The following is a 22,539-nucleotide window of genomic DNA, read 5'->3' on the forward strand; positions in this document are numbered from 1 at the left end:
CAACACGTTACGACAAACTGGATGCCTTGTTTCTGGGATTCATCATGTTTGCCTTAATCGTTGAGTCTCTTAAATAGCGTTAACAGGCCCTAAGTGTCCCGGCTGTCGAGGCCGTAGCGGGCAAGTGCCTCCCGCGCCATCTCCTGTCCCTGGGCAGCCGCCTTGCGGAACCAGAACGCGGCCTGTGCCGCATCCTTTTTGACGCCCTCGCCAAGGTGATAGCACATGCCAAGGCCGAACTGCGCCTCCGCGTGCCCCTGTTGGGCGGCCTTGCTGAGCCAGGCAAAGATCCTGACATGGTCCTTTGCGGCGCCCTGGCACTGCCGGTAGCAGCAGGCAAGCTGGAACTGCGCCTCCGCATAGCCCTGCCGGGCGGCCTTGCGGTACCAGTCGGCGGCCTCGTTCCTGTCCCGCGGCACGCCGCGGCCGTAATAATAGCAGTTGCCGAGTTCACACTGTGCCGGGGCGTAGTCCCGTGAGTTGTCGAGGCAGCGGCGGAGCCACTCGACGGCCTTCTCCTCATTGCGGCACACGCCTTCGCCGTGGAGGTAGCAGAGGGCGATGCGGTATGTCCATTCCGGCCCGGTGGACGCCCACCAGCGGCTGAGCCAGAAGAAGTGGAGAGCCTTGTTCTTCGGAACGAGGATGCCCTCCCGATAGCATCGTTCAAGCTGGACGATGGGGTCGCTCAGCTGGAGGGATGCCTTGTCCCACCAGAAGACGGCCTGCGCGCCATCCTGCGGCAGGCCCCGGCCTTCCGCATAACAGCAGCCGAGTTCGTACTGCGCCGTATGGTCACCCAGTTCGGCGGCCTTGCGCCAGAAGACGGCGGCCTGCGCGTCGTCCTGCGGCATGCCCTTGCCCTTCCGGCAGCAGAGGGCAAGCTCGGCGAACGCCCGTACATAATTCTGATCGGCGGCCTTGCGCCACCAGAAGACGGCCTGGCTGATGTCCTGCGGGACATGCTTGCCTCCTTCATAACAGCAGCCGAGACGCCACTGGGCTTCGGCATGGCCCTGTTCGGCGGCTGCGCGGTACCAGCGCACGCCCTGCGCCTCGTTTCCGTCGGGCTCATAGCTGTAATAATATGTGACGCCCAGCCTGCATTGCGCCTCGGCGTCGCCCAGCACGGCCGCAAGGGCGACGGATGCCTTATCGAGTCCCTGATCGGCGGCCTTGCGCAGCCAGAAGGCGGCCTGGTCGCTGTCTTCCGGCACGCCCCTGCCTTCCAGATAGAGTAGGGCGAGGTAGTATTGCGCCGTCTCTTCGTCCTGTTCGGCGGCCTTGCGCAGCCAGTCGGCCCCCAGTTTTTTCTGGGGGGGCCAGATATCGTTCAGCAGGAGCAGGCCAAGGCTGGTCTGCGCCCGGGCATCGCCCTGGTTGGCGGCTTTTTCAAACCAGTAGCGGGCCTCGCGCGGATCCGCCAGACGTATCCGTTCCTCGGTGGTGGCATAGTATTCGCCGAGGCTGCGTTGGGCGTCCACCTGTCCCAGCTTGGCGGCCTGTTCACGCTTGCCGTCGTGGAACAGGGCATCGATATGGCCCTGCTGGGCGGCACGGTGATACCACTCAGCGGCTTGTCGCTTGTCCTGCGGCAGACCGTCCCCCCTGCGGAGACATTCGCCAAGGCGGAAGCAGGCCTCGGCGTCCCCCTGTTCGGCGGCCTCGCGCAGGGCCTCCACGGACGGCGGGAGCGGCGTCGGGAAGCGCCGCCGCAGGGCCTCGGCCAGGGAGCCTTCTCGCTCGCAGTCCGCAAGCAGGCTTGCCGCTTCGCTATCCTGCCGTGCGGCGGCCTCGCGCAGGCAGGCCAGGGCCTGCGTCTCATCCCGCGGCAGGCCCGTGCCTTCGGCATGGCAGAGCGCCAGATGATAGAACGCCCCGGCATGCCCCTGTGCGGCGGCCTCGCGGAACCAGTGGACCGCCTGCGCGTCATCCCGCGCCACGCCCAGACCGTAGCGGCAGCACAGGCCCAGGCGGTTTTGCGCCGCCGCGTCTCCCTGCCGGGCCGCCTCACGGCAGGCGCTCACGTCCGGCGCTTCGGCCTGGGGATCCGTATTGTCCACAAAGGGGAAAAGGCCGAGCAGGGTCTCGTCGTCCGTCAGCGTTCCCTGGAGGATCGTCCGGCGGCTCCAGCGGACGGCCAGCCGGTCGCTGGGCGGCAGGCCGCGGCCGAAGCAGAAGCAATAGCCGAGGGCATGTTGCGCCGCGGCCAGATCCAGTTTGGCGGCCTCGCGCAGCCATTGCACCGCCTGCGCCTCGTCGCGCGGCGTGCCGATGCCGTGGAAGTGGCACAGGGCAAGGTTGTAGAAGTTCGGAGCACTGGAGGTATACTTGGCGCGGCCAAAGGTTTTGACGGCCTGCGCGCCGTCCCGCGTCACGCCCCGCCCACGGACGAAGCACTGGCCGAGCGCGTTGCTCGAGACGTAATACCAGTCTCTCAGACGGAACCATGCGACGGCCTGCCGGTCATCCTGCGGCGTCCCCTTGCGAAGGAGGAGGCGTCCGTACAGATACGCCGCCTGTCCTTCCCCACGTTTGGCGCCCCTTCGGAGCCAGATCTCCGCCTGCGCATCGTCCCGTGCCACGCCCTTGCCGAGGGCATAGCGGAGGCCAAGCTTGCTTGCCGCTTCGTAACGTCGCTGTTCGGCGGCCCTGCGGAGCTGTACGATCTCCTGCCCGGCGTCGCTCGCGTCATGGCCGTGCAAAGATTCTTGCTCGCTGGGCTTCGGGAGATAGCTCCCATTGCCGTTCTTCAGCGTCTGGGCCTTGCGCTCCCAGAAATCGGCCTGATCCGCATCCCGTGCCACGCCCAGTCCGACCTTGTAACAGATTACGAGGCTCTCCATCGCCTTGATGTCGTCCTGTTCGGCGGCCTTGCGCAGCCAGACCACGGCCTGCGCGTCATCTTCCGGCACGACCAGTCCATCCTGATAGCACCAGCCGAGGCGGCGTTGTGCTTCGGCATTGCCCTGCTCGGCATTTTCCCGGTACCAGCGGACGGCCTGTTCAGGGGTCAGCCCCCGCGCGTGACAGGCGACAAGCCTGTTTTGCGCCAGAGGGTATCCCTGTTCGGCGGCCTTGCGCAACCAGTCTTCGGCCTGGGCGGCGTCCTGCGGCAGGCCCAGCCCGCACTCGTAGCAGATGCCGAGATAGAATTGCGCCTCGGCATGGCCCTGTTCGGCGGCCTTGCGCAGCCAGAAAACGGCCTTTTTTTCATCTTCGTCGATGCCGGTTCCAAGCAGGCAGCAGACGCCGAGGCGGCGCTGCGCCGAAACATAGCCCTGTTTCGCCGCCTTCTGAAACCAGAAGACGGCCTGCGACGCATCCTCCAGCCAGAACAGATAGAAGTCGCCCAGCGCCGCCTGCGCTATGGCATGGCCCTGTTCGGCGGCCTTGTGCCACCAGTGGAAGGCTTCGTCCATGTCGCGCGGCGTGCCGATGCCCGCATCAAGGCAGCGGCCAAGATGGAACTGCCCCTCCTTATCGCCCTGTTCGGCGGCCTTGCGGAACCAGAAGACGGCCAGCGTCTCGTCCCGTGGCACGCCGCGCCCCTGCTCGCAGCGCAGGCCGAGGCTGACCTGTGAGGGCGCGAAGCCCTGTTCCGCCGCTTTGCCGTGCCAGAAGACGGCCTGTTCGTCGTCCTGCGGCACGCCGCATCCCTGCTCGTAAGCAAGAGCAAGATGGCCCTGCGCCGGTCCGTCGCCCTGTTCGGCGGCCTTGCGCCACCAGGCGGCGTCCTGACGCTCATCACGCGCCAGACCGATGCCTCTGGCGTATTTGATGCCGAGGGCATGTTGCGCCGGGGCCTTGCCCCCTTCCGCACAGGTCTGCAGGATGCCGTTGTTTCTGAGCAGGACATGCCGGAGGAGCCGGCAAACGGTGTGCAGGGCATGCCGGAGGCGCCGGAAGATGATCCAGAGGATCAGGATCGGGATGAGCATGAGATAGCCCAAAAGACGCAACATGGCGGAAAACCTCCCTTCCGACCGGGTATCGTTCCCATGCCGCGCCGGCGCTGACGGCCGGCAACGCGGTATGGCCCGTGGATCGTGCCCCGCGGGGGCGGGCGCGGGACGCAACGGCGCTTGGGGCTTGCGCTCCCCGCCGCGGTCAGGGGCGGGACATGCCCCGCCGTTTTTCCTCGCCCGCACTGCCCCGGGGTGTGCTGATATGTGTTATACAAATAATTTCAGTTGGTAAGAAAAAATAATCTGTATACGCTCCGCTTGTCTCTGGCGGCGGGATTGCCTCGTGTTCCTGACGCTTTCCACGGTAAAAGCGCGCTGGGGAAGGGTGGGGGGAAGGATGACGAGAACGCCACTTCTCGCTCCCCTGCGAAAAGGCTGGGCCCTCCCGCGCCGGCATCGACAGCAACGCGAGGGGGGCCCTTTCCCAAACAAACAGCAAATAGTGTCAGCAGGCCCTAGTCCTCCCCGCCTTCGAGGCCATAGCGGGCAAGCGCCTCCCGTGCCGCCTCATGCCCCTGAGCAGCCGCTTTGCGGAACCAGGCCGCCGCCTTGGCATCATCCTTTTCGACGCCTTCGCCAAGGTAATAGCACATGGCAAGGCCGAACTGGGCTTCGTCGTCTCCCTGCTCGGCGGATTTGCTGACCCAGGCGAAGACTTGATCATAATCCCGCGCGACGCCGTACCCCAGCCGGTAGCAGCTGGCAAGCTGGAACTGCGCCCTTGCGTGTCCCTGTTCGGCGGCCTTGCGCAGCCAGTGGATCGCCATTGCCGCATCTTCTTCCACACCGTCGCCGGACATATAGCAGATGGCAAGGCCGAACTGTGCGTCGGCATAGCCCTGAGCGGCGGCCTTGCCGGCCCAGAGGAAGGCCTGTTTTTTGTCCTGCGGCCTCTCAAGCGGCTGGTGGTGGTAATGGAGCGCAAGCGAGAATTGCGCCTCGGCGTCGCCCGCACACGCCTCAAGGGCGGTACGCGCGCCGGAATGGCCCAAAGCGGCCGCCTTGCGGAGCCAGTTCTCGGCCTGCGCCTCATCCTGCGGGACGCCATCACCCTGCAGGTACAGCAGGCCCAGGGCGTACTGGGCCGTTTCCTCGTCCTGTTCGGCAGCCTTGCGCAGCCACTGGGCCGCCTGTGCATAGTCCTGCGGCACGCCGTCGCCCCATTGATAAAGGATGCCGAGGCTGGACTGGGATTTGGCGTCTCCCTGTTCGGCCGCTTTGCGGAACCAGTACGCGGCCTGCTCGAGATCGCGCGGGACGCCGTCGCCCGTCGCATAGCAGTTGGCAAGGTTGCACTGGGCGTCCAGCTGGCCCTGATCAGCGGCCTTGCGGAACCAGACGGCGGCCTGTGCGGCATCCGTCGCCACGCCCATTCCCCGTCCGCAGCAGACGCCGAAACGGAGCTGTGCCTGGGCATTGCCCTGTTCGGCGGCCTTGCGATACCAGAAGGCCGCCTGTTCATCATCCTGCGGCACGCCCTCGCCTTCGTGGAGGCACTCGGCATAGCAGAGCTGGGCTTCGGCATTGCCCTGTTCGGCGGCCTTGCGATACCAGTGGGCGGTTTGGCCGAGATCGCGCGGCAGCTGGCCTTCTCCGTTACGGTAAGCGCGCCCGAGGCGGAGCTGGGCCTCCGCATCGCCTTCTTCGGCAGCCTGACGGATGGCCGCGACGGCCTGCGGGTCCGTCAGCAGGATCCGCTTGTCCAGCGTTTGGACAAGGGAGCCCGTCCGTGCATAGTCTTCAAGAAGTTCCTCGGCAGGGGCATCCCCCTGCGCGGCGGCCCGGCGCAGCCACTCGAGGGCCTGTGCCTCATCCTGCGGGACGCCCTGGCCGCGGGCAAGGCTGAAGGCAAGATTGCCCTGGGCCACGACGTTTCCCTGCTCGGCCGCCTTGCGCAGCCATACGACCGCCTGCGCATCATCCCGCGGCGTCCCCAGACCTCGATGGAGGCAGTCGGCCAGGGATGTCTGGGCATCGGCATGGCCCTGTTCGGCGGCTTTGCGATACCAGAAGACAGCCTGCGTATCGTCCTGCGGCACGCCGAGGCCCTCCGCGTAGATGAAACCAAGATTATACTGCGCCGATCTTTCTCCCTGCTCGGCGGCCTTGCGGATCCACTGGGCGCCCTGCACAGGATCTCGCGGCACGCCCTGTCCGGTGAAGCAGCACTTCCCAAGGATGTTTTGCGCCCCGGCATGGCCCTGCTCGGCGGCCTTGCGCCACCAGAAAGCGGCCTGCTCGTGATCCTGCGGTACGCCACACCCGCTGGAGCAGCGATCCCCAAGAACGTATTGCGCCCCGGCATGGCCCTGTTCGGCGGCCTTGCGGTACCAGAAGACAGCCTGCGTATCGTCTTGCGGCACGCCGAGGCCTTCATCATAGCAAAAGCCGAGAGCGTATTGCGCCAGGGGGTGTCCCTGCTCGGCGGCTTTGCGATACCAGCACGCGGCCTGCGTAATGTCCTGCGGCACGCCATCTTCCCCTTTGCGCCAGCAGTCCCCATAGAGGATCTGGGCTTCGGCATCCCCTTGTTCGGCCGCCTGCCGGAGATCCTCCACGCTCTGCGGGGCCGTCGTCAGGCGCTGTTCGTCCCGCACCTGAGAATCCGTCGGCCTGTCCTCCTTGCGACGTTCTTCGGCTTCGGCACCCCCCTGTGCGTCATTCCGCGGCGTTTCGCGGCAATAGTCGGCAAGGGCGGTCTGGGCTTCGGGATGTCCCTGCTCGGCGGCCTTGCGCAACCAGCCCTCGGCCTGGGCGGCGTCCTGCGGCACGCCGGCGCCATAATGGTAGCACTGGCCGAGATTATATTGCGCCGAGGCATCTCCCTGCTCGGCGCCCTTGCGGAACCATGTCGCGGCCTGCTTCTTGTCCTGCGGCACGCCCTGCCCGTAGAGATAGCGGAGCCCAAGACTGTTTTGCGCCGCGGCGTCTCCCTGTTCGGCGGCCTTGCGGAACCATATCGCGGCCTGCGTAAAGTCCTGCGGCACGCCTTCTCCCTTGCGGCAGCATTCCGCATAGGCGAACTGCGCTTCGGCGTTGCCCTGTTCAGCGGCCTTGCGATACCAGTCGGCGGCCTGCGTATCGTCCTGCGGCACGCCCAGTCCGCGGCAATAGCGGTCGGCAAGGCGGTACTGCGCCTCGGCGTGTCCCTGCTCGGCGGCCTTGCGATACCAGGCGGCGGCCTGCACATCGTCCTCCGGCACGCCACGACCCGTGTCATGGCAGCTGCCGAGATTGAATTGCGCCCCGGCATGTCCCTGTTCGGCGGCCTTGCTGAACCAGGCGACGGCCTGCGCATAATCTTGAGCAAGGCCCTGCCCGAAGAAGTAGCAGCGGCCAAGATCGTTTTGCGCCTCGGCGTGTCCCTGTTCGGCGGCCTTGCGATACCAGAAGGCGGCCTGCGTAAAGTCCTGCGGCACGCCGTCTCCCGTGCGGCAGCGTTCCGCATAGCGGTACTGGGCGTCGGCTTCCCCGGCTTCGGCGGAGGCACGTAACGGCCTGATGACGAAAAGTGCCATCACGAGACTCTTGATGAAGAGTCCCAGAAGCAGCAGGATGGCCAGCGGCAGCATGACGATGCGCAGAAGCGCGCGGAAAAGCGACATGTGGAAACCTCCCTGTGAAGTGCGGGGACGGATGCCGGGAAGCGGCGGGCAGCCATTTTGGATGTCTTGAAGAAATTCGTCACCGATGTCAAGAAAAGAGCGGCAGCCGGTCCTTCTTCGGCGTCGGACAAAGTCTGGCGCGTGCTCCGAAGGACCTGTGATGGAGGGGCGTCCGGGAAGGGCGGGGCAGGCGAGGGAGGGACGGCAGCGCCGCGACTTGCGCCATGAATGACAAAAAAGGCCGGTAAGGCGTGATACCTTACCGGCCGATTTCGTCTGGTCTACTGGTCGGGATGAAAGGATTTGAACCTTCGACCCCTTGAACCCCATTCAAGTGCGCTCCCAGACTGCGCTACATCCCGACGAGAGAGATAACTACGCAAAAGGGCCGGAAAGGTCAATGCTTTTTTGCGCGAAGGCGGATTTTTTCTCGTCTTTTTTTGTAATATATTCATTTTTTTGATCTTCTGGCTTCAGGACGCTTTTGCCAGGCGGCGGTGATCTGCCGGGCGGCGGCAAGGTCGTAGCACTGTTCGGCCAGACGGGCCGTGTGCAGGATGTGCGCGTCCGAGAGCAGGCCGCGCGACAGGGCATCCAGCAGCAGAGGGTAGAGTTCCAGCTCGATGTCCAGCGCGCCGAAGGTCTCAAACAGGAATGACAGGGCCTCGTCGGAGGGGGCGCGCTCCCAGGCCGCCAGGGCCAGTTCGGCGGCTCCTTCCGGCAGAAGGTAGCCCCGGGGGGTCAGGAAGCCCGCGTAGCCGTGATGACCGAGCGCCTGCGCGCAATAGGCCAGTTGCAGGGGCAGGATGTCCGCGGCGGGACGTCCGGCCGGGACAGGGCGGGCAAGGGCCGCGGCCGCGCGGGCATCCGTGCGGCCGAGCAGGGCAAGGACCTGGTGGCCGTCCGCCGTGTGGCGGCAGGCGTCATGCAGCTGCGCCAGCCTGAGGAGGGCCGTGCCGCGCAGCGCGGACAGATCCTCGCCGGCATCGGGTGTGGCTGGCGCAAGGCCGTGGGCCATCTCCCAGGCCCGCAGCAGGCCCCGTTGTGCCATGACGGGCCTGCCCCGGCGGGCCTGCCGCAGGGCAAGGTGTATCCGGGCCCGGACGGCGACCGCGTCGCTGCCTTCGGCCAGGCGGGCCAGCGCCGTCGTATACGGCCCCACGCTGCCGCCATAGCGCACGGTCAGCGCATGGCCGGCCAGCGCCAGCCCCAGTTCGGCGCGCCGGCGTCGTTCATCCCGCATCTCGGCCGGCGGCAGGAGGACGGTGGAAGGCGAGCGGAGCAGCTCCAGCAGTTCGGCGGCCCGCTGCCTGTCGTCATGCCGCTCACGGCAGACGGCCTGCGCCGTCGCCGCCATGTCCGCGCAGCGCCGCGGATGGGCGCAGGCCGCCGCAAGCTGTTCCCGCAGGTCGTGCGGCGCATAGGCCAGATAGTGCTCGCCTTCGGTGAGCAGGCTGTCCAGCCCGGGGGAGAGGCGCTCGGTGAAAGGGAGGGCTCCGGCGGCAAGGGACTGGAAGATGCGCAGCGTCACGCCCGGGAAGAGGTTTTCGTTGAGGCTCAGGGCGACGCCCGCCAGTCTGTCCTGTGTTTCGGCAAAGGACAGACCGGCAAGACAGGTCAGGGGAGCCTGTTCCCGCACGCGCGCGATGACGTTCGTCCGTTTGCGGCGCAGGCGGTTGAGCGTGCCGATGAAGAGCAGGCCGTCCCTGGCGGGCCGCGGCGGGCGGAACCAGTCATGGCGCGCGCAGAGCGGGAGCCAGTGCGCCGTGCGGCCAAGGGAGGCAAGGCGGGGCAAGACCGTCCGCTGATCGACGCAGAGCAGGGAGAACAGCGGCGCGAGCGGCTCCAGCCAGTACATATTGATGGGCGCATCGATGCACCAGCCCACCAGCGGCGCCGGCGAACACACGAGATCCGGCGGCAGGACGAAGTGACTCCAGAGTTCCAGCACAAGACAGTCCGGCCGCCAGCCGTCATGGTCGCAGGTCTCGGCCAGGCTTTGCCGCAGCGAAACGCCGGGCCGCAGCGAGAGGGAGCGCACATCGTTTCCCGCAGCGCGCAGCCCCTGGGCAAGAAAGTTCCCGTAATGCAGAATATTCATGGGCAGAACATAGCGGCAAGGCCGGCGGGAGGGCAAGACGGACCAGCATGTGATACATGGCGCATATGCCGGGTCGACACGCCCTGAAGGTTTTTTTTCGCAGTGTTGGGAGGTCCAGGCTGTCTGCTGCCGCCATACGGCGGATAAAAAAAGGAAAAGATCGACAATGTCGATATTGTTTTCTCAGGCATTTATGCAAAAAAGAAAAAATTTCTGTGCATGAGCGATTATCTTGCATCATATCGCCTGCATGGTGAAAGGATATTTCGTCGAATACCGGCATTGGATATGGCTGGTATTGGTATGTTGAAACTTCCTGGCAATAATTATTACAATTTTGTGACGCTCAAAAGATTTGTGAAATTAATTTCATGTGCAAAAGAAGGTGTTTGCGTAATCAAACTACATTGACACATATATATGCCGGGCGTAGGCTCACGATACTCTGAAGAAAGGGATTTTTTTCCCCAGAGGAGGGGCCGATGGTGCTGGACCGGTCGGCCGCCATGTTCAAGAGGTTTTTTGAGGAGAAACGTGAATGGCTCTGTTCACCCATGAAGATGCGTTGGCGTACCACCGGGCCCCGCGCCCCGGTAAGCTGGAGGTCATCCCGACCAAGCCTTGTGAAAATCAGTTGGATCTCTCGCTGGCCTATTCGCCGGGCGTGGCGGAAGCCTGTCTTGCCATCAAGGAAAATCCCGACTGCGCCGCCGAATACACCGGCCGGGCCAATCTGGTGGCCGTGGTCAGCAACGGCACGGCCGTGCTGGGGCTGGGCAACATCGGTCCGCTGGCGGGCAAGCCGGTCATGGAAGGCAAGGGCGTGCTCTTCAAGAATTTCGCCGACGTGGACGTGTACGACATCGACCTTGCCACCACGGACAGCGACGAGCTCATCAACGTGGTGAAGTGCCTGGAGCCCACCTTCGGCGGCATCAACCTTGAAGACATCAAGGCCCCGGAATGCTTCTACATCGAAGAGAAGCTCAAGGCCGTCATGCAGATTCCCGTTTTCCACGACGACCAGCACGGCACGGCCATCATCTCCGGCGCGGCCCTCATCAACGCCTGCGAGATCACCAGCCGCAAGGTGGAGGATCTCAAGGTCGTGGTGGTGGGCGCCGGCGCGGCGGGCATCGCCTGCGCCCGCTTCTATGTGCTCATGGGCGTGAAACGGGAGAACATTTTCATGTTCGATTCGCGCGGCCTCATCTACAAGGGCCGCGACGGGCTCAATCCGTACAAGGAAGAATTCGCCCAGGAGGAAAATCGCGGCGACCTCGCCGCCTGCCTCAAGGGCGCGGACGTCTTCCTCGGCCTGTCCAGGAAGGGGCTGGTGAGCAAGGACATGGTGCGCTCCATGGCGGACTCGCCCATCATCTTCGCCATGGCCAACCCCGACCCCGAAATCACCTATGAGGACGCCACGGTGGCCTGCCCCACGGCCATCATGGGGACCGGCCGTTCCGACTATCCCAACCAGATCAACAATGTGTCCGGCTTCCCCTACATCTTCCGGGGAGCCCTGGACGTGGGCGCCCGCGTCATCAACGAGGAAATGAAGCTGGCCGCCGCGCGCGCTCTGGCCGCGCTGGCCAAGGAGCCCGTCCCCGCGGAGATGCTCACGGCCTACGGCGTGCGGGAGCTTTCCTACGGGCGGGACTATGTGATCCCCAAGCCGCTCGACCCCCGCATCCTGACCACGGTGACGCCGGCGGTGGCCCAGGCCGCCATGGACAGCGGCGTGGCCACCCGTCCCATCGCGGACATGAAGGCCTATGCCGACCAGCTCAGGAAGCGCATCGACGCGGCGCACGCCCGCATCCGTCCTTTCGTGAAGCAACTGGCGGAGCAGGGCGGCAAGTAGCCGTCCCTGCCGGGCCGCTCCCCTCCGAGAGAGGGAGCGGCCTCGCCCCCTCATGGCGCATGAAACCGTGGTCTTCGGGCCACGGGAGGCTGCTTTCAACCTCTTAATCGCGAGGAGTCCCATGAAACGTCTCTTTGTTCTGGCTGCCATGCTGGCGGGGATCGTGCTGCTTTCCTGTCATGACAGTCTGGCGGCCCCGTCCATGGAAATCAAACTGCCGGAAGATCCCACCAAGGCATACATCACCCTCGGCATCCTCTTTGTGGCCGCGGTCATGTTCTTCACCGAGGTCGTGCCGCTGCCCATCACGGCCCTGCTCGTGCCGGTGGCGCTTTCCATCTGCAACGTCATCCCGTCCAAGACGGCCTTCGGCTATTTCGGCGATCCCACGGTGGTGCTGTTCATGGCCATGTTCATCGTGGGCGAAGCGACCTTCATCACGGGCTTTGCCGACAAGGTGGGCAACTTTGCCGTGCGCGCCGCCAAGGGCAATCCGGTCAAGCTGCTTGTCTACATCATGACGGCCATCGGCCTGCTGTCCACGGTGCTCTCCAACACCGGCACCACGGTGGTGGCCGTTCCCATGGTTCTTGGCATCTGCATGTCCGCGCGGCTCGCGCCGGGCAAGCTGCTCATGCCCGTGGCCTTCGCCTCTTCGCTCGGCGGTACCGTGACCCTCGTGGGCACGCCGCCCAACGGCATCGTCAACTCCATGCTGGAACAGATGGGCGTGCAGCCCTTCGGCTTTTTCGAATTCGGCCTCATCGGCATCCCGTTGCTCGTTGCGGGTCTGGTCTATTTCGGTCTCATCGGTCACCGCCTGTTGCCGGACAGCCGTATCCTGGATGACGAATCGCTGGATCAGGCCGTGGAAAAGCGGCGCACGGAAAAGATGTGGTTGTGTATTGGAATCTTTGGCTTTGTCGTTTTCATGATGGCCTCCGAAGTCATGAACCTGACCACCGCCGCCGTGCTGGGCGCCTGCCTCATGGTCATCACCCGCTGCATGACCATGCGCGAAGCCTTCCGCAGCGTGGACTGGACGACCATCTTCCTCTTTGCCGGCATGCTCTCCATGTCCGCCGCCATGGACAAGTCCGGCGCCGCCGCCATCGTGGCCAATGCCGTGGTGAGCCGTGTCTCCGATCCGTGGGTGCTCATGCTGGTCTGCTGCGCGCTGACCGCCATCGTGACCAACTTCATGTCCAACACCGCCACGGCGGCCCTCATGGCTCCGCTGGCCCTGCCCATTGCCTCGGCCTCCGGCATCTCGCCCCTGCCCATCGTCATGGGCATCGCCATGGCCGCCTCGTCCTGCTTCCTGACGCCCATCGCCACCCCGCCCAACACCATTGTGCTTGGCCCGGGCGGCTACAAGTTCGTAGACTACATCAAGGCCGGCTGGCCGCTGCAGGTCATCGCGCTGCTCATGTGCTGGCTGCTCATCCCCATGATCTGGCCCTTCCATCCCTAGTCTTCGCTGGGGAAGTGGACTAGCATCGCAAGAAAGGGTGGAGAATTTATGAAAGAGATTCATGTGACAGATATCAGCGCCGCCGTGGCTCGCCTGTGCGTGGACGCCTGCTGTCGCCTGCCCGCCGATGTGCGCGCGGCCTTTGCCGAGCGGCAACGGACGGAACCCTCCCCGGTGGGCCGGGACATCCTCGGTCAGCTCATGCAGAATGCCGATATCGCCGCCGACGAGATGATGCCCATCTGTCAGGATACGGGCCTTGCCGTGGTCTTTGCCGATGTGGGGCAGGAAGTGCACATCATCGGCGGGGACTTTGCCGAAGCGGTCAACGAAGGCGTGCGCCGCGGCTATGTGGACGGCTACCTGCGCAAGTCCAGCGTGGCGGAACCGCTCTTCGAGCGCAAGAACACCGGCGACAACACCCCGGCGGTGCTCCATGTGCGGCTCGTGCCCGGCGACGGCCTGCGTCTGCGCCTCGCGCCCAAGGGGGCCGGATCGGAAAACAAGAGCGTGGTGAAGATGCTCGTGCCGGCCGACGGCATCGAGGGCGTTCGGAAGGTGGTGCTGGACGCCGTGCTGGCGGCCGGCCCCAATTCCTGCCCGCCCATGGTGGTGGGCGTGGGCCTGGGCGGCACTATGGAGCTGGCGGCCCTCTGCGCCAAGCGCGCCGCCGCCCGCGACCTGGCCTCGCGCAATGCCGACCCCCGCTACGCCGCCTTTGAAGACGAGCTGCTCGAGCTCATCAACAAGACCGGCATCGGCCCGCAGGGCCTCGGCGGCCGCACCACGGCCCTCAAGGTGCATGTGGAATGGGCGCCCACCCATATCGCCTCCCTGCCGGTGGCGGTCAACATCAACTGTCATGCGGCGCGACACGCCGAAGCGCTGCTCTAGGAGGCGCGTATGAATGATGACGTCAAGCGCATCCGCGCGCCTTTCGATGAAGCCACGGCCCGTTCCCTGCGGGCCGGGGACAGGGTGCTCATCTCCGGCACCATCCTCGCCGCCCGCGACGCCGCCCACAAGCGGCTGATCGAAACGCTGGCCCGCGGCGAAAAGCTCCCGGTGGATCTGCGGGGACAGGTGGTGTACTATGTGGGGCCCAGCCCGGCCAGCCCGGGCCATGTCATCGGCTCCGCCGGGCCCACGACCTCCGGCCGCATGGACGCCTACACCCCCACGCTCATCGCGCAGGGCTTGCGCGGCATGATCGGCAAGGGCTACCGCAAGCCCGAGGTGGTGGAAGCCATGAAGGCCCACGGCGTGCCCTATCTGGCGGCCGTGGGCGGGGCCGGGGCGCTCATCGCCCGCAGCATCCGCAAATACACCGTGCTGGCCTATGAGGACCTGGGCCCGGAAGCCGTGGCCGCGCTGGAGGTGGAGGACTTTCCGGCCATCGTGGTTATCGACAGCACGGGCGACAACTATTATGAAACAGGACAGGCTCCCTACAGGGAACTGTAGGGCCTGTGGAGCGCCTCGCCGCAGGGGCGGGGCAATCATCTCGAACAAGAGGAGTTGACATGACGGATCGTAACGTACCGGATGCCCGGCGCAATCGCCTGGATTTCTGGCAAGCCGCGTCGGGAGCAGTGCTGGCGCTCTTCGTCTGCGTGCATTTGCTGCTCGAAGGCACCGTGGTGCTGAGCGCCTCGCTGACCAACGCCATCGCCTGGCTGCTGGAAGCGACCTTTGTGGCGCAGATATCCGCCCCCATCATCGTGTTGCTGGTGGTGTTCCACTTTTACATCGCCGCGCGCAAAATGCCCTTCCGGGCCAATGAACTGGGCATTTTCGTCAAGCACAGCCGCACGCTGCGCGAGCCCGACACCTGTCTCTGGCTCGTGCAGGTCTTCACGGCCATCATCATCCTGCTGGGCGTGTTCTTCCACGTCTACACGGTGATGATCGATCTGCCCATCTCGGTGAGCCGCAGCGCGGAGCGCATGACCTCCGGCTGGCTGCCCTTCTATGTGATCTTCCTGCCCTGCGTGGTGCTGCATACGGGCATCGGCATCTATCGTCTGGCGGTCAAGTACGGCTATTGCACGCGCGCGACCCGTCAGGTCTGGCGCAAGCGCATCTGGATCGTCATGACCTGTTATCTCGTGCTGGGCTTTCTGGCCATGACGCGCGTCTGGTTCCACGGATAGGGGGGTAATATGCGGATCTATCAATCTGACGTTCTGTGCATGGGGGCCGGCCTTGCCGGCGAGCGCGTGGCGGTGGAGGCGGCGCAGGCCGGCTTCAGCGTCATCTGCCTCAGCGTCGTGCCTCCCAAGCGTTCCCACTCCTCGGCGGCCATGGGCGGCATGCAGGCCGCGCTGGGCAACTCCATCATGGGTGACGGCGACTGCCCGGAGATCCATTTCAACGATACGGTCAAGGGATCGGACTGGGGCTGTGACCAGGAAGTGGCGCGCATCTTCGCCAATACCGCGCCCATCGCCATGCGCGAGATGGCCTTCCTCGGCGTGCCGTGGAGCCGCGTCGTGCCCGGCGAGCACACCTACTACAAGGGCGGCAAACCCTTCCAGGCCACGGAAAAGGCCGAGAACGAGGGCCTCATCCACTCCCGCGCCTTCGGCGGCACGGCCAAGTGGCGCACCTGCTACACCTCCGACGGCACCGGTCACGCCGTGCTCTTCACCCTGGACAACCGCCTGCTTCAGCTGGGCGTGACCATGCACGACCGCACCCAGGCCGAGGCCCTCATCCATGACGGCCAGACCTGCATGGGCTGCATCGCCCGCGACCTGCGCACCGGCGAGCTGGTGGCCTATCTGGCCAAGGCGACCCTCATCGCCACCGGCGGTTACGGCCGCATTTACCGCGCCACCACCAACGCCATCATCTGTGACGGCGGCGGCCAGATCACGGCCCTCAATACCGGCGTCGTACCGCTGGGCAACATGGAGGCCGTGCAGTTCCATCCCACGGGCACCGTGCCTACGGACATCCTGGTGACCGAAGGCTGCCGCGGCGACGGCGGCATCCTGCTGGACGTCAACGAATACCGTTTCATGCCCGATTACGAGCCGGAAAAGGCCGAACTGGCCTCCCGCGACGTGGTGTCCCGCCGCATGACCGAACACATGCGCAAGGGCTTCGGCGTGCCCAGCCCCTACGGCGAACACCTCTGGCTGGACATCCGCCATCTGGGCGAGAAGCACATCAAGACCAACCTGCGCGAAGTGTACGACATCTCCACCCACTTCCTCGGCGTGGACCCCGTACATCAGCTCATCCCCGTGCGTCCCACCCAGCACTACAGCATGGGCGGCGTGCGCATCAACAAGGACGGTTACGCCTACGGCCTCAAGGGCCTGTTCGCGGCGGGCGAAGCCGCCTGCTGGGACATGCACGGTTTCAACCGTCTGGGCGGCAACTCGCTGGCCGAGACCGTGGTGTCCGGCCGGGTCATCGGTCGGAAGCTGGTGGAATTCCTCCAGGGCTACGAGACGACCTTCTCCACGCAGGCCACCAACGAAGCGGCCCTGCAGGTACAGGACCGCATCACCCGGCTCAAGCGCGGCAGCGGCGACAACTGCTATGTGCTGCGTAACGCCATGCAGGACATCATGATGGAGCATGTGGGCATCTTCCGTAACGGCAAGGACCTGGAAGCCGGCGTGGCCAAGCTCCAGGAACTGCTGGAACGCTGCAAGAACATGCGGCTCGAAGGCAACCAGCCCGGCCCCAATGCGGAGATGTCCATGGCCCTGCGCGTGCCCGGCATGATCAAGCTGGCGCTGTGCACGGCGTACGGCGCGCTCATGCGGACGGAGAGCCGCGGCGCCCATGCCCGCGAAGACTACCCCGAACGCAACGACAAGGACTGGCTGGTGCGTACCCTTGCCTACTGGAAGGAAGGGGCGGACCTGCCCACGCTGGAATACGAACGGGCGACCCCGTGGTTCATCCTGCCCCCCGGCGACCGCGGCTACGGCGGCGGCAAGATCATCCAGGGCGACATGACCAATGAAAAGGTCATCGGCTACGACCAACAGGCCTAAGGGAGACGAACAATGGGACGCATTCTGACCTTTGAGATATTCCGCTACAACCCGCTGGATCCCCGGTCCATGCCGCACATGCAGACCTTCTCCCTGGAGGAGCAGCGCAGCATGACGCTCTTCGTGGCGTTGAACCAGATCCGCGAGCATCAGGACGCCACCCTGCAGTTCGACTTCTGCTGCCGGGCGGGCATCTGCGGTTCCTGCGGCATGGTCATCAACGGGCGGCCCGGTCTGGCCTGCCATACCCAGACCAGCGACCTGCCCGAGCGCATCACCCTCCATCCGCTGCCGGTGTTCAAACTGCTGGGCGACCTCTCCGTGGATACGGGGACCTGGTTCCGCAACGTGGGCAAGAAGATCGAATCCTGGCTGCACACCAACAAGACCTTCGATCCCACCGCGCAGGAAGAGCGCATGGACAATGAGCTGGCGACCCAGATCTTCGAGCTGGACCGCTGCATCGAATGCGGCTGCTGTGTGGCCGCCTGCGGCACGGCGCTCATGCGCAAGGACTTCATCGGCGCCACGTCCATCAACCGCATGGCGCGCTTCTACATCGACCCGCGCGACCAGCGCACGCCCAAGGACTTCTACGACCTTATCGGCGACGATAACGGCGTGTTCGGCTGCATGGGGCTGCTGGCCTGCGACGACATCTGCCCCAAGCAGATCCCCCTTCAGGATCAGCTGGGCATCATGCGCCGCATGGTGAGCATCGAGTCCGTGCGGGGCTGGCTGCCTGAGGGCATCCGCAAGCGTCTTGGCGGCGGTTGCGGATGCGGGCGGCACAAGTAGGCCCAGAGGGACGTTGTACCATCACAGGCCGGGGCAAGGCCCCGGCCAGACGACGGCGCGCCGAGCTGCCGTCAGAGGAGCCTTGCCATGCTTATCAAACAGTGGATGACGCACGAAGTGGTTTCCGTCCTGCCGGACACCTCGCTGCTCAAGTGCAAGAGCCTGCTGCGCGACATGAACATCAGCCACCTGCCTGTGGTGGACAAGCAGGGCCATGTGGTCGGCCTGCTCTGCGACGACGACATCAAGGAGTTCTCGCCGCAGCACACCACAGGCCTTGAAGTTCTGGAACTGCTGGACATCCTGGCGGAAACGCCGGCAAAGAAGATCATGGTCGTGGCCCCGCATACCATCCACATCGACGAGACCGTGGAAAATGCCGCCATGCTTATGGAGGAAAAGCGCGTGGCCTGCCTGCCAGTGGTGGACAGCAACGACAAGCTCGTGGGCATCGTGACGGAATGGGACATCTTCAAGACCTTCATCAGCATCACCGGCTCGCGCGCCGAAAGCGTGCAGATGGCCTTCGTGCTGGAAAACAAGCCCGGCACGCTGCGCGCCATACTTGACCGCCTCAAGGAGGCCAAGGCCCGCGTGGTGACGGTGCTCTCCAACATCCGCGACGACGGCCGCCGCGGCGTCACCCTGCGTTTCCGCGGTGAGGATCGCGCCGTGGAGGACGAGCTCATCAAGGAATTCTGCGCGCAGGGGACCGTCCAGTACTGGGGACGCGGCCACGAGATTCACATCGTGGGCGACAACGATATCTGAGCCCGCTCCAGAAACGGCTTATCGGGGAGGCTGACCGCAAGGTCAGCCTCCCTTTCTCTTTGGCAGGGGACACCGCAGGTCTGCCGGAGCGCACCGGGCAGGGGGAAGTCCGGGGGATGCCGCGGTGCCTTTCCCGCGCCAGGCGGCGGGCCCGTCCGCTGCATGGGCCGCTCTTTCAGGAAACATGCCTCTCCCCACCTTGACAGGGCGGCGCAAAGGATTATGCTCATTTGTGCAAAATAATAACGTACGTCAGCCGGAGGAAAAGCATGCCGCGCCCGCGTCACTGCCGCTATGTGAGCGCCACGCCGAGCGTCACCTATTTCAAGCCGCGGGGCATCCCCCTGACGGCGCTGGAAGAGGTCCGCCTGAGTGTGGAAGAGCTGGAAGCGCTGCGGCTGGCGGACCTGGAAGACCTGACGGCCATCGAGGCGGCGCGGCGCATGCGCATCTCACGGCATACCTTCGGCCGCACGCTGGCGGCTGCCCGGCGCACGGTGGCCGCGGCCCTGTGCCGCGGGCTGGCCCTGCGCATCGAGGGCGGCACCTACGCCGTGGCGTCGGCCGGCCAGACGGCCGCGGACAAGGAGAGAAAGCAGATGCAGAAGATCGCTGTTTCCAGCGAAGGGCCCACGCTTGAGGATGCTGTGGATCCGCGCTTCGGGCGGGCGGGCGGCTTTGTGGTGGTCGACCTGCCGGACATGACCACCAGTTATATCGATAACGGAGCCTCGCAGACCATGAGCATGGGGGCGGGCATCGAGACCGCCGAGCGCATGGCCCGGGCCGGGGTGGAGGTGGTGCTGAGCGGCTATGTGGGCCCCAAGGCCTTCGAGGCGCTGACGGCGGCGGGCATCAAGGTCTGTCAGAATGTGGAAGGCATCAGCGTGGGCGAAGCCGTGGAGCGCTTCCGCAAGGGCGAGCTCCCCTTTGCCGACGGGCCCAACAAGTAGCGGAGGGCATATGCGCATTGCCATTGCCAGCGGCAAGGGCGGCGCGGGCAAGACCTGCGTCACGGCCTCGCTTGCCGCCGTATGGGACGGACCTCTCGTGGCGGTGGACACGGACGTGGAGGCCCCCAACCTTCATCTTTTCCTGCGGCCGCGGATAACGGAAGAGCGGACAGCCTGGCTGGACGTGCCGCTGCTGACGCCGGAAAAATGCCTGCACTGCGAAAAGTGCCGGGATATTTGTTCGTACAAGGCCATTGCGGCCTTTGCGGGGCGTATCAGCATTTTCCCCGACATGTGCCACAGCTGCAACGGCTGCTTTGCCGTCTGCCCCTCCGGGGCCCTGATGCGCGGCAAACGGGAACTGGGTCGCCTGCTGAACGGCAGCGCGCTGGACGGCAGGGCGGGCTTCCTCATGGGGCGCACCCGCATCGGCGAATCCATGACGCCGCCACTGCTGCGGCAGGAACAGGCCCGGCTGGCCGAGCTGCTGGCCGCGCAGGGTGGGGCGGCGACGCCGGATGTGCTCATGGACGCGCCGCCCGGGGTGAGCTGCCCGGCGGTCACGGTGGCGCGCGAAGCGGATGTGCTGCTCCTCGTGGCGGATCCGACGCCGTTCGGCTTCCATGATTTCCGGCTGGCGCATCAGTCGCTTGTGCCTCTGGACAAGCGGATCTGTGTGGTGACCAACCGGGCCGGAGCCACGGGCAATGCCGACGGCGACGCCGCCGTGCGGACCTACTGCCGGGAACAGGGCCTGCCGCATCTCGGCGAACTGCCCTTTGACCGCGCGGCGGCCGAACAGTATGCCCGCGGCGGGCTGGTGGCGGAACTTTCGCCGGTCTGGAGAGGGCGGTTCGAGCGGCTGCGCGACGCGCTGCGTCGCCTTGCGACGGAGAAGGAGGGCGGCCATGCGTGAGATCGTCATCATCAGCGGCAAGGGAGGGACCGGCAAGACGACCGTCTGCGCCGCCTTTGCCCACCTGGCCGAAAACAAGATCATCTGTGATCTGGATGTGGACGCGCCCGATCTCCATATCCTGCTGGCCCCCCGCATCCGGCAGGTGGAGGCCTTTTATTCCGGGCTTTCCGTCAGCATCGATCCGCAACAATGCCGGCGCTGCGGACGCTGCGCCGAGCTGTGCGCCTTCGGGGCCGTCACGAAAACGGAAGACGGCTACGCCGTGGATCCCCTCCGCTGCGAAGGTTGCGGCGTCTGTGCCGCCCTGTGTCCGCATCAGGCCATCGGCACGGCGGAACACCACTGCGGTGAGTGGTATGTCAGCGACAGCCGCTTCGGCCTCATGGTGCATGCCCAGCTCTTTCCGGGACAGGAGAACTCCGGCCGCCTCGTCAGTCTGCTCAAGACCGAGGCCCGGCGGCTGGCCAGGGAGCAGGGGCGCGAGATCATCCTTTGCGACGGCTCGCCGGGTGTCGGCTGCCCGGTCATTGCCTCCCTGTCCGGCGCACAGCTCGCCGTGGGCGTGGTGGAACCCACGCCCTCAGGTCGGCACGACTTCGGCCGCATCGCCGAATTGTGCCGCCATTTCCGTATCCCGCTGGCCGTCATCATCAACAAGGCGGATCTCAATCGGGATGAAAGCGCGGCCATCGCCGCCCAATGCGCGGCGGACGGGCATACCCTGCTCGGCGAGCTGCCCTTCGACCCGCTGGTCACGGAGATCATGGTGCGTCGTCAGGCCCTTACGGAAAGCGACAATCCGCTTGGCAACCGCCTGAAGGAGATATGGTCGGCCCTTCAGGAGCTGCGCACGAGCCGTTGAGGCCGCGCGTTCACGACCAACGAACGGAGGATCTGACATGAGTTATCTGCTTGCCGTCCCGTCCGGCCTGCCGGGCGGACTCGATGCGCCGATGGGCATGCATTTCGGCCACTGCGACATCTACACCCTGGTGGAGGTGGACGGTGACGCCATCACATCGGTCACCACTCTGGAAAACGTGCCGCACCAGCAGGGCGGCTGCCTGGCCCCCGTGCAGCATCTTGCCTCGCACAACGTGAGCAAACTGCTGGCCGGCGGGATGGGCATGCGTCCGCTCATGGCCTTCCAGCAAGCCGGGGTGGAAGTCTACTACGCCGGGCAGCAGCCCACGGTAGGCAGCGCCGTCAAAGCTTTTCTGGAAGGCAAGCTGCCGCCGTTTTCCACGGAATTCACCTGCGGTGGCGGCGGACATCACTAGGAGCGGCGCGCATGGATATCCTTTGCGTCACGCAACGTCCCGACTGCTGGGAGGCGCTGCGCCCGGTCTTTGCGGCACAGGGAGCGACTCTGCGGCTGCTGCCGGCACTGGATGCGGCTCTGGCGGACATGGCCGCCACGCCGCCAGCGCTCTGCCTGCTCGATCTGGATGCGGCAGCCGACCTGCGGGCGGCCGTCATCAGGATCCTTACCCTCAACGCCGCCATCCACACGGCAGCCGTGACCGACCTCGACGCGGCGGTATTCCATGACAGCATGGAAGGTCTCGGCATGCTCATGGGCTTGCCCCGCACGCCTGCCGCCGCCGACATCGAGCGCCTGCTCTCGGCATTACGGAGCGTCTGTGCCTGAGCGCGTTCTCCGCCCCGGTCGGGCACGCGGCCTGCCGCAACGGCAGGCCCGCGACCGGCGGGGATATGCCGGAAAAAAAGCGGCCGCCCTTTACGGGGCGGCCGCTTTCATTCGATGTCGAGGCGGGCTGTCTACTGCCAGAGGGGCTGGCCGCAGGCCTTGAGGAAAGCGTTGATGGCCTCCTTGCCGCCCATGCCGTCAGCCACCTTGGGCCACACGCGCTGCAGGGCGGCGTCCTTCCACTTCTGCTCGTCGGTGAGCTGGGTGATCTTGAGGCCCTTGGCCACCAGTTCGCGCTTGGCGATCTCGGACATGGTGGCGTGGTACTTGAGGGACTCTTCCTGCGCGTACTTGCCGGCGTCCACCACGATCTTCTGGAGTTCGGGCGGCATCTTGGCGTAGACGCGCTCGCTGAG

At 65.4% G+C, this 22,539-nt stretch carries 17 protein-coding genes, 1 tRNA gene and 1 pseudogene; 14 read left to right on the forward strand and 5 right to left on the reverse strand.

Translation table 11 applies throughout. From position 1 onward, the window contains the following. Positions 1 to 89: 89 nt before the first annotated feature. The 4 genes from Q0J54_RS09860 to Q0J54_RS09875 form a co-directional block, all read right to left on the reverse strand. Positions 90 to 3,965: a hypothetical protein gene (locus Q0J54_RS09860; RefSeq protein WP_296305302.1), complete on the reverse strand. Its 3,876-nt coding sequence runs from the start codon at positions 3,963 to 3,965 to the stop codon at positions 90 to 92. 458 nt (positions 3,966 to 4,423) lie between these two features. Then, positions 4,424 to 7,573: an SEL1-like repeat protein gene (locus Q0J54_RS09865; protein WP_296305303.1), complete on the reverse strand. Its 3,150-nt coding sequence runs from the start codon at positions 7,571 to 7,573 to the stop codon at positions 4,424 to 4,426. A gap of 285 nt (positions 7,574 to 7,858) precedes the next feature. Then, positions 7,859 to 7,935, reverse strand: a tRNA-Pro gene (locus Q0J54_RS09870). Between the two features lie 89 nt (positions 7,936 to 8,024). Next, entirely contained in the window at positions 8,025 to 9,674 is a 1,650-nt protein-coding gene (locus Q0J54_RS09875; protein WP_296305304.1) for a glycosyltransferase, read from the reverse strand. A 219-nt stretch (positions 9,675 to 9,893) separates the two neighbouring features. Here Q0J54_RS09875 and Q0J54_RS09880 point away from each other — a divergent pair, with 219 nt between their 5' ends. The 14 genes from Q0J54_RS09880 (at position 9,894) to Q0J54_RS09945 (ending at position 22,123) form a co-directional block, all read left to right on the forward strand. Next, on the forward strand, positions 9,894 to 10,085 hold the full coding sequence (locus tag Q0J54_RS09880) for a hypothetical protein (RefSeq protein ID WP_296305305.1): 192 nt from the start codon (positions 9,894 to 9,896) through the stop codon (positions 10,083 to 10,085). 127 nt (positions 10,086 to 10,212) lie between these two features. Beyond that, entirely contained in the window at positions 10,213 to 11,541 is a 1,329-nt protein-coding gene (locus tag Q0J54_RS09885; RefSeq protein ID WP_296305306.1) for a malic enzyme-like NAD(P)-binding protein, read from the forward strand. Between the two features lie 121 nt (positions 11,542 to 11,662). After that, on the forward strand, positions 11,663 to 13,015 hold the full coding sequence (locus Q0J54_RS09890) for an SLC13 family permease (protein WP_296305307.1): 1,353 nt from the start codon (positions 11,663 to 11,665) through the stop codon (positions 13,013 to 13,015). A gap of 48 nt (positions 13,016 to 13,063) precedes the next feature. Beyond that, positions 13,064 to 13,909: a fumarate hydratase gene (locus Q0J54_RS09895; RefSeq protein ID WP_296305308.1), complete on the forward strand. Its 846-nt coding sequence runs from the start codon at positions 13,064 to 13,066 to the stop codon at positions 13,907 to 13,909. Positions 13,910 to 13,918: 9 nt separating this feature from the next. Further along, positions 13,919 to 14,479 carry a Fe-S-containing hydro-lyase gene (locus Q0J54_RS09900; protein ID WP_296305309.1) on the forward strand — a complete coding sequence of 187 codons (561 nt, stop codon included), beginning with the start codon at positions 13,919 to 13,921 and terminating at the stop codon, positions 14,477 to 14,479. A gap of 59 nt (positions 14,480 to 14,538) precedes the next feature. Next, entirely contained in the window at positions 14,539 to 15,168 is a 630-nt protein-coding gene (locus Q0J54_RS09905) for a succinate dehydrogenase/fumarate reductase transmembrane subunit (protein ID WP_296305310.1), read from the forward strand. Positions 15,169 to 15,177: 9 nt separating this feature from the next. Beyond that, positions 15,178 to 17,031: a fumarate reductase flavoprotein subunit gene (locus Q0J54_RS09910; protein ID WP_296305311.1), complete on the forward strand. Its 1,854-nt coding sequence runs from the start codon at positions 15,178 to 15,180 to the stop codon at positions 17,029 to 17,031. Between the two features lie 12 nt (positions 17,032 to 17,043). Then, positions 17,044 to 17,829, forward strand: coding sequence for a fumarate reductase iron-sulfur subunit (locus Q0J54_RS09915; RefSeq protein WP_296305312.1), 786 nt, complete (start codon positions 17,044 to 17,046; stop codon positions 17,827 to 17,829). Between the two features lie 87 nt (positions 17,830 to 17,916). Beyond that, positions 17,917 to 18,600 carry a CBS and ACT domain-containing protein gene (locus Q0J54_RS09920; protein WP_296305313.1) on the forward strand — a complete coding sequence of 228 codons (684 nt, stop codon included), beginning with the start codon at positions 17,917 to 17,919 and terminating at the stop codon, positions 18,598 to 18,600. 269 nt (positions 18,601 to 18,869) lie between these two features. Beyond that, complete coding sequence (locus Q0J54_RS09925; protein ID WP_296305314.1) at positions 18,870 to 19,553, forward strand: DUF134 domain-containing protein; 684 nt, start codon at positions 18,870 to 18,872, stop codon at positions 19,551 to 19,553. 10 nt (positions 19,554 to 19,563) lie between these two features. Beyond that, a complete protein-coding gene (locus tag Q0J54_RS09930; protein WP_296305315.1) occupies positions 19,564 to 20,469 on the forward strand; it encodes a (4Fe-4S)-binding protein in 906 nt (301 codons plus the stop codon). Next, positions 20,462 to 21,334: an ATP-binding protein gene (locus tag Q0J54_RS09935; protein ID WP_296305316.1), complete on the forward strand. Its 873-nt coding sequence runs from the start codon at positions 20,462 to 20,464 to the stop codon at positions 21,332 to 21,334. The genes Q0J54_RS09930 and Q0J54_RS09935 overlap by 8 nt, the downstream gene beginning before the upstream one ends. A 37-nt stretch (positions 21,335 to 21,371) precedes the next feature. Beyond that, a complete protein-coding gene (locus tag Q0J54_RS09940; protein ID WP_296305317.1) occupies positions 21,372 to 21,752 on the forward strand; it encodes a NifB/NifX family molybdenum-iron cluster-binding protein in 381 nt (126 codons plus the stop codon). 11 nt (positions 21,753 to 21,763) lie between these two features. Then, the gene (locus Q0J54_RS09945; protein ID WP_296305318.1) at positions 21,764 to 22,123 is read left to right on the forward strand and encodes a hypothetical protein; all 360 of its coding nucleotides are present in this window, start codon (positions 21,764 to 21,766) and stop codon (positions 22,121 to 22,123) included. A gap of 131 nt (positions 22,124 to 22,254) precedes the next feature. Here the strand turns inward: Q0J54_RS09945 and Q0J54_RS09950 are convergent. Then, a pseudogene (locus Q0J54_RS09950) lies at positions 22,255 to 22,539 on the reverse strand (C4-dicarboxylate ABC transporter substrate-binding protein); the annotation flags it as partial.

Origin of the sequence: uncultured Desulfovibrio sp., from assembly GCF_944324935.1 — a bacterium.
Lineage (GTDB): Bacteria > Desulfobacterota > Desulfovibrionia > Desulfovibrionales > Desulfovibrionaceae > Desulfovibrio.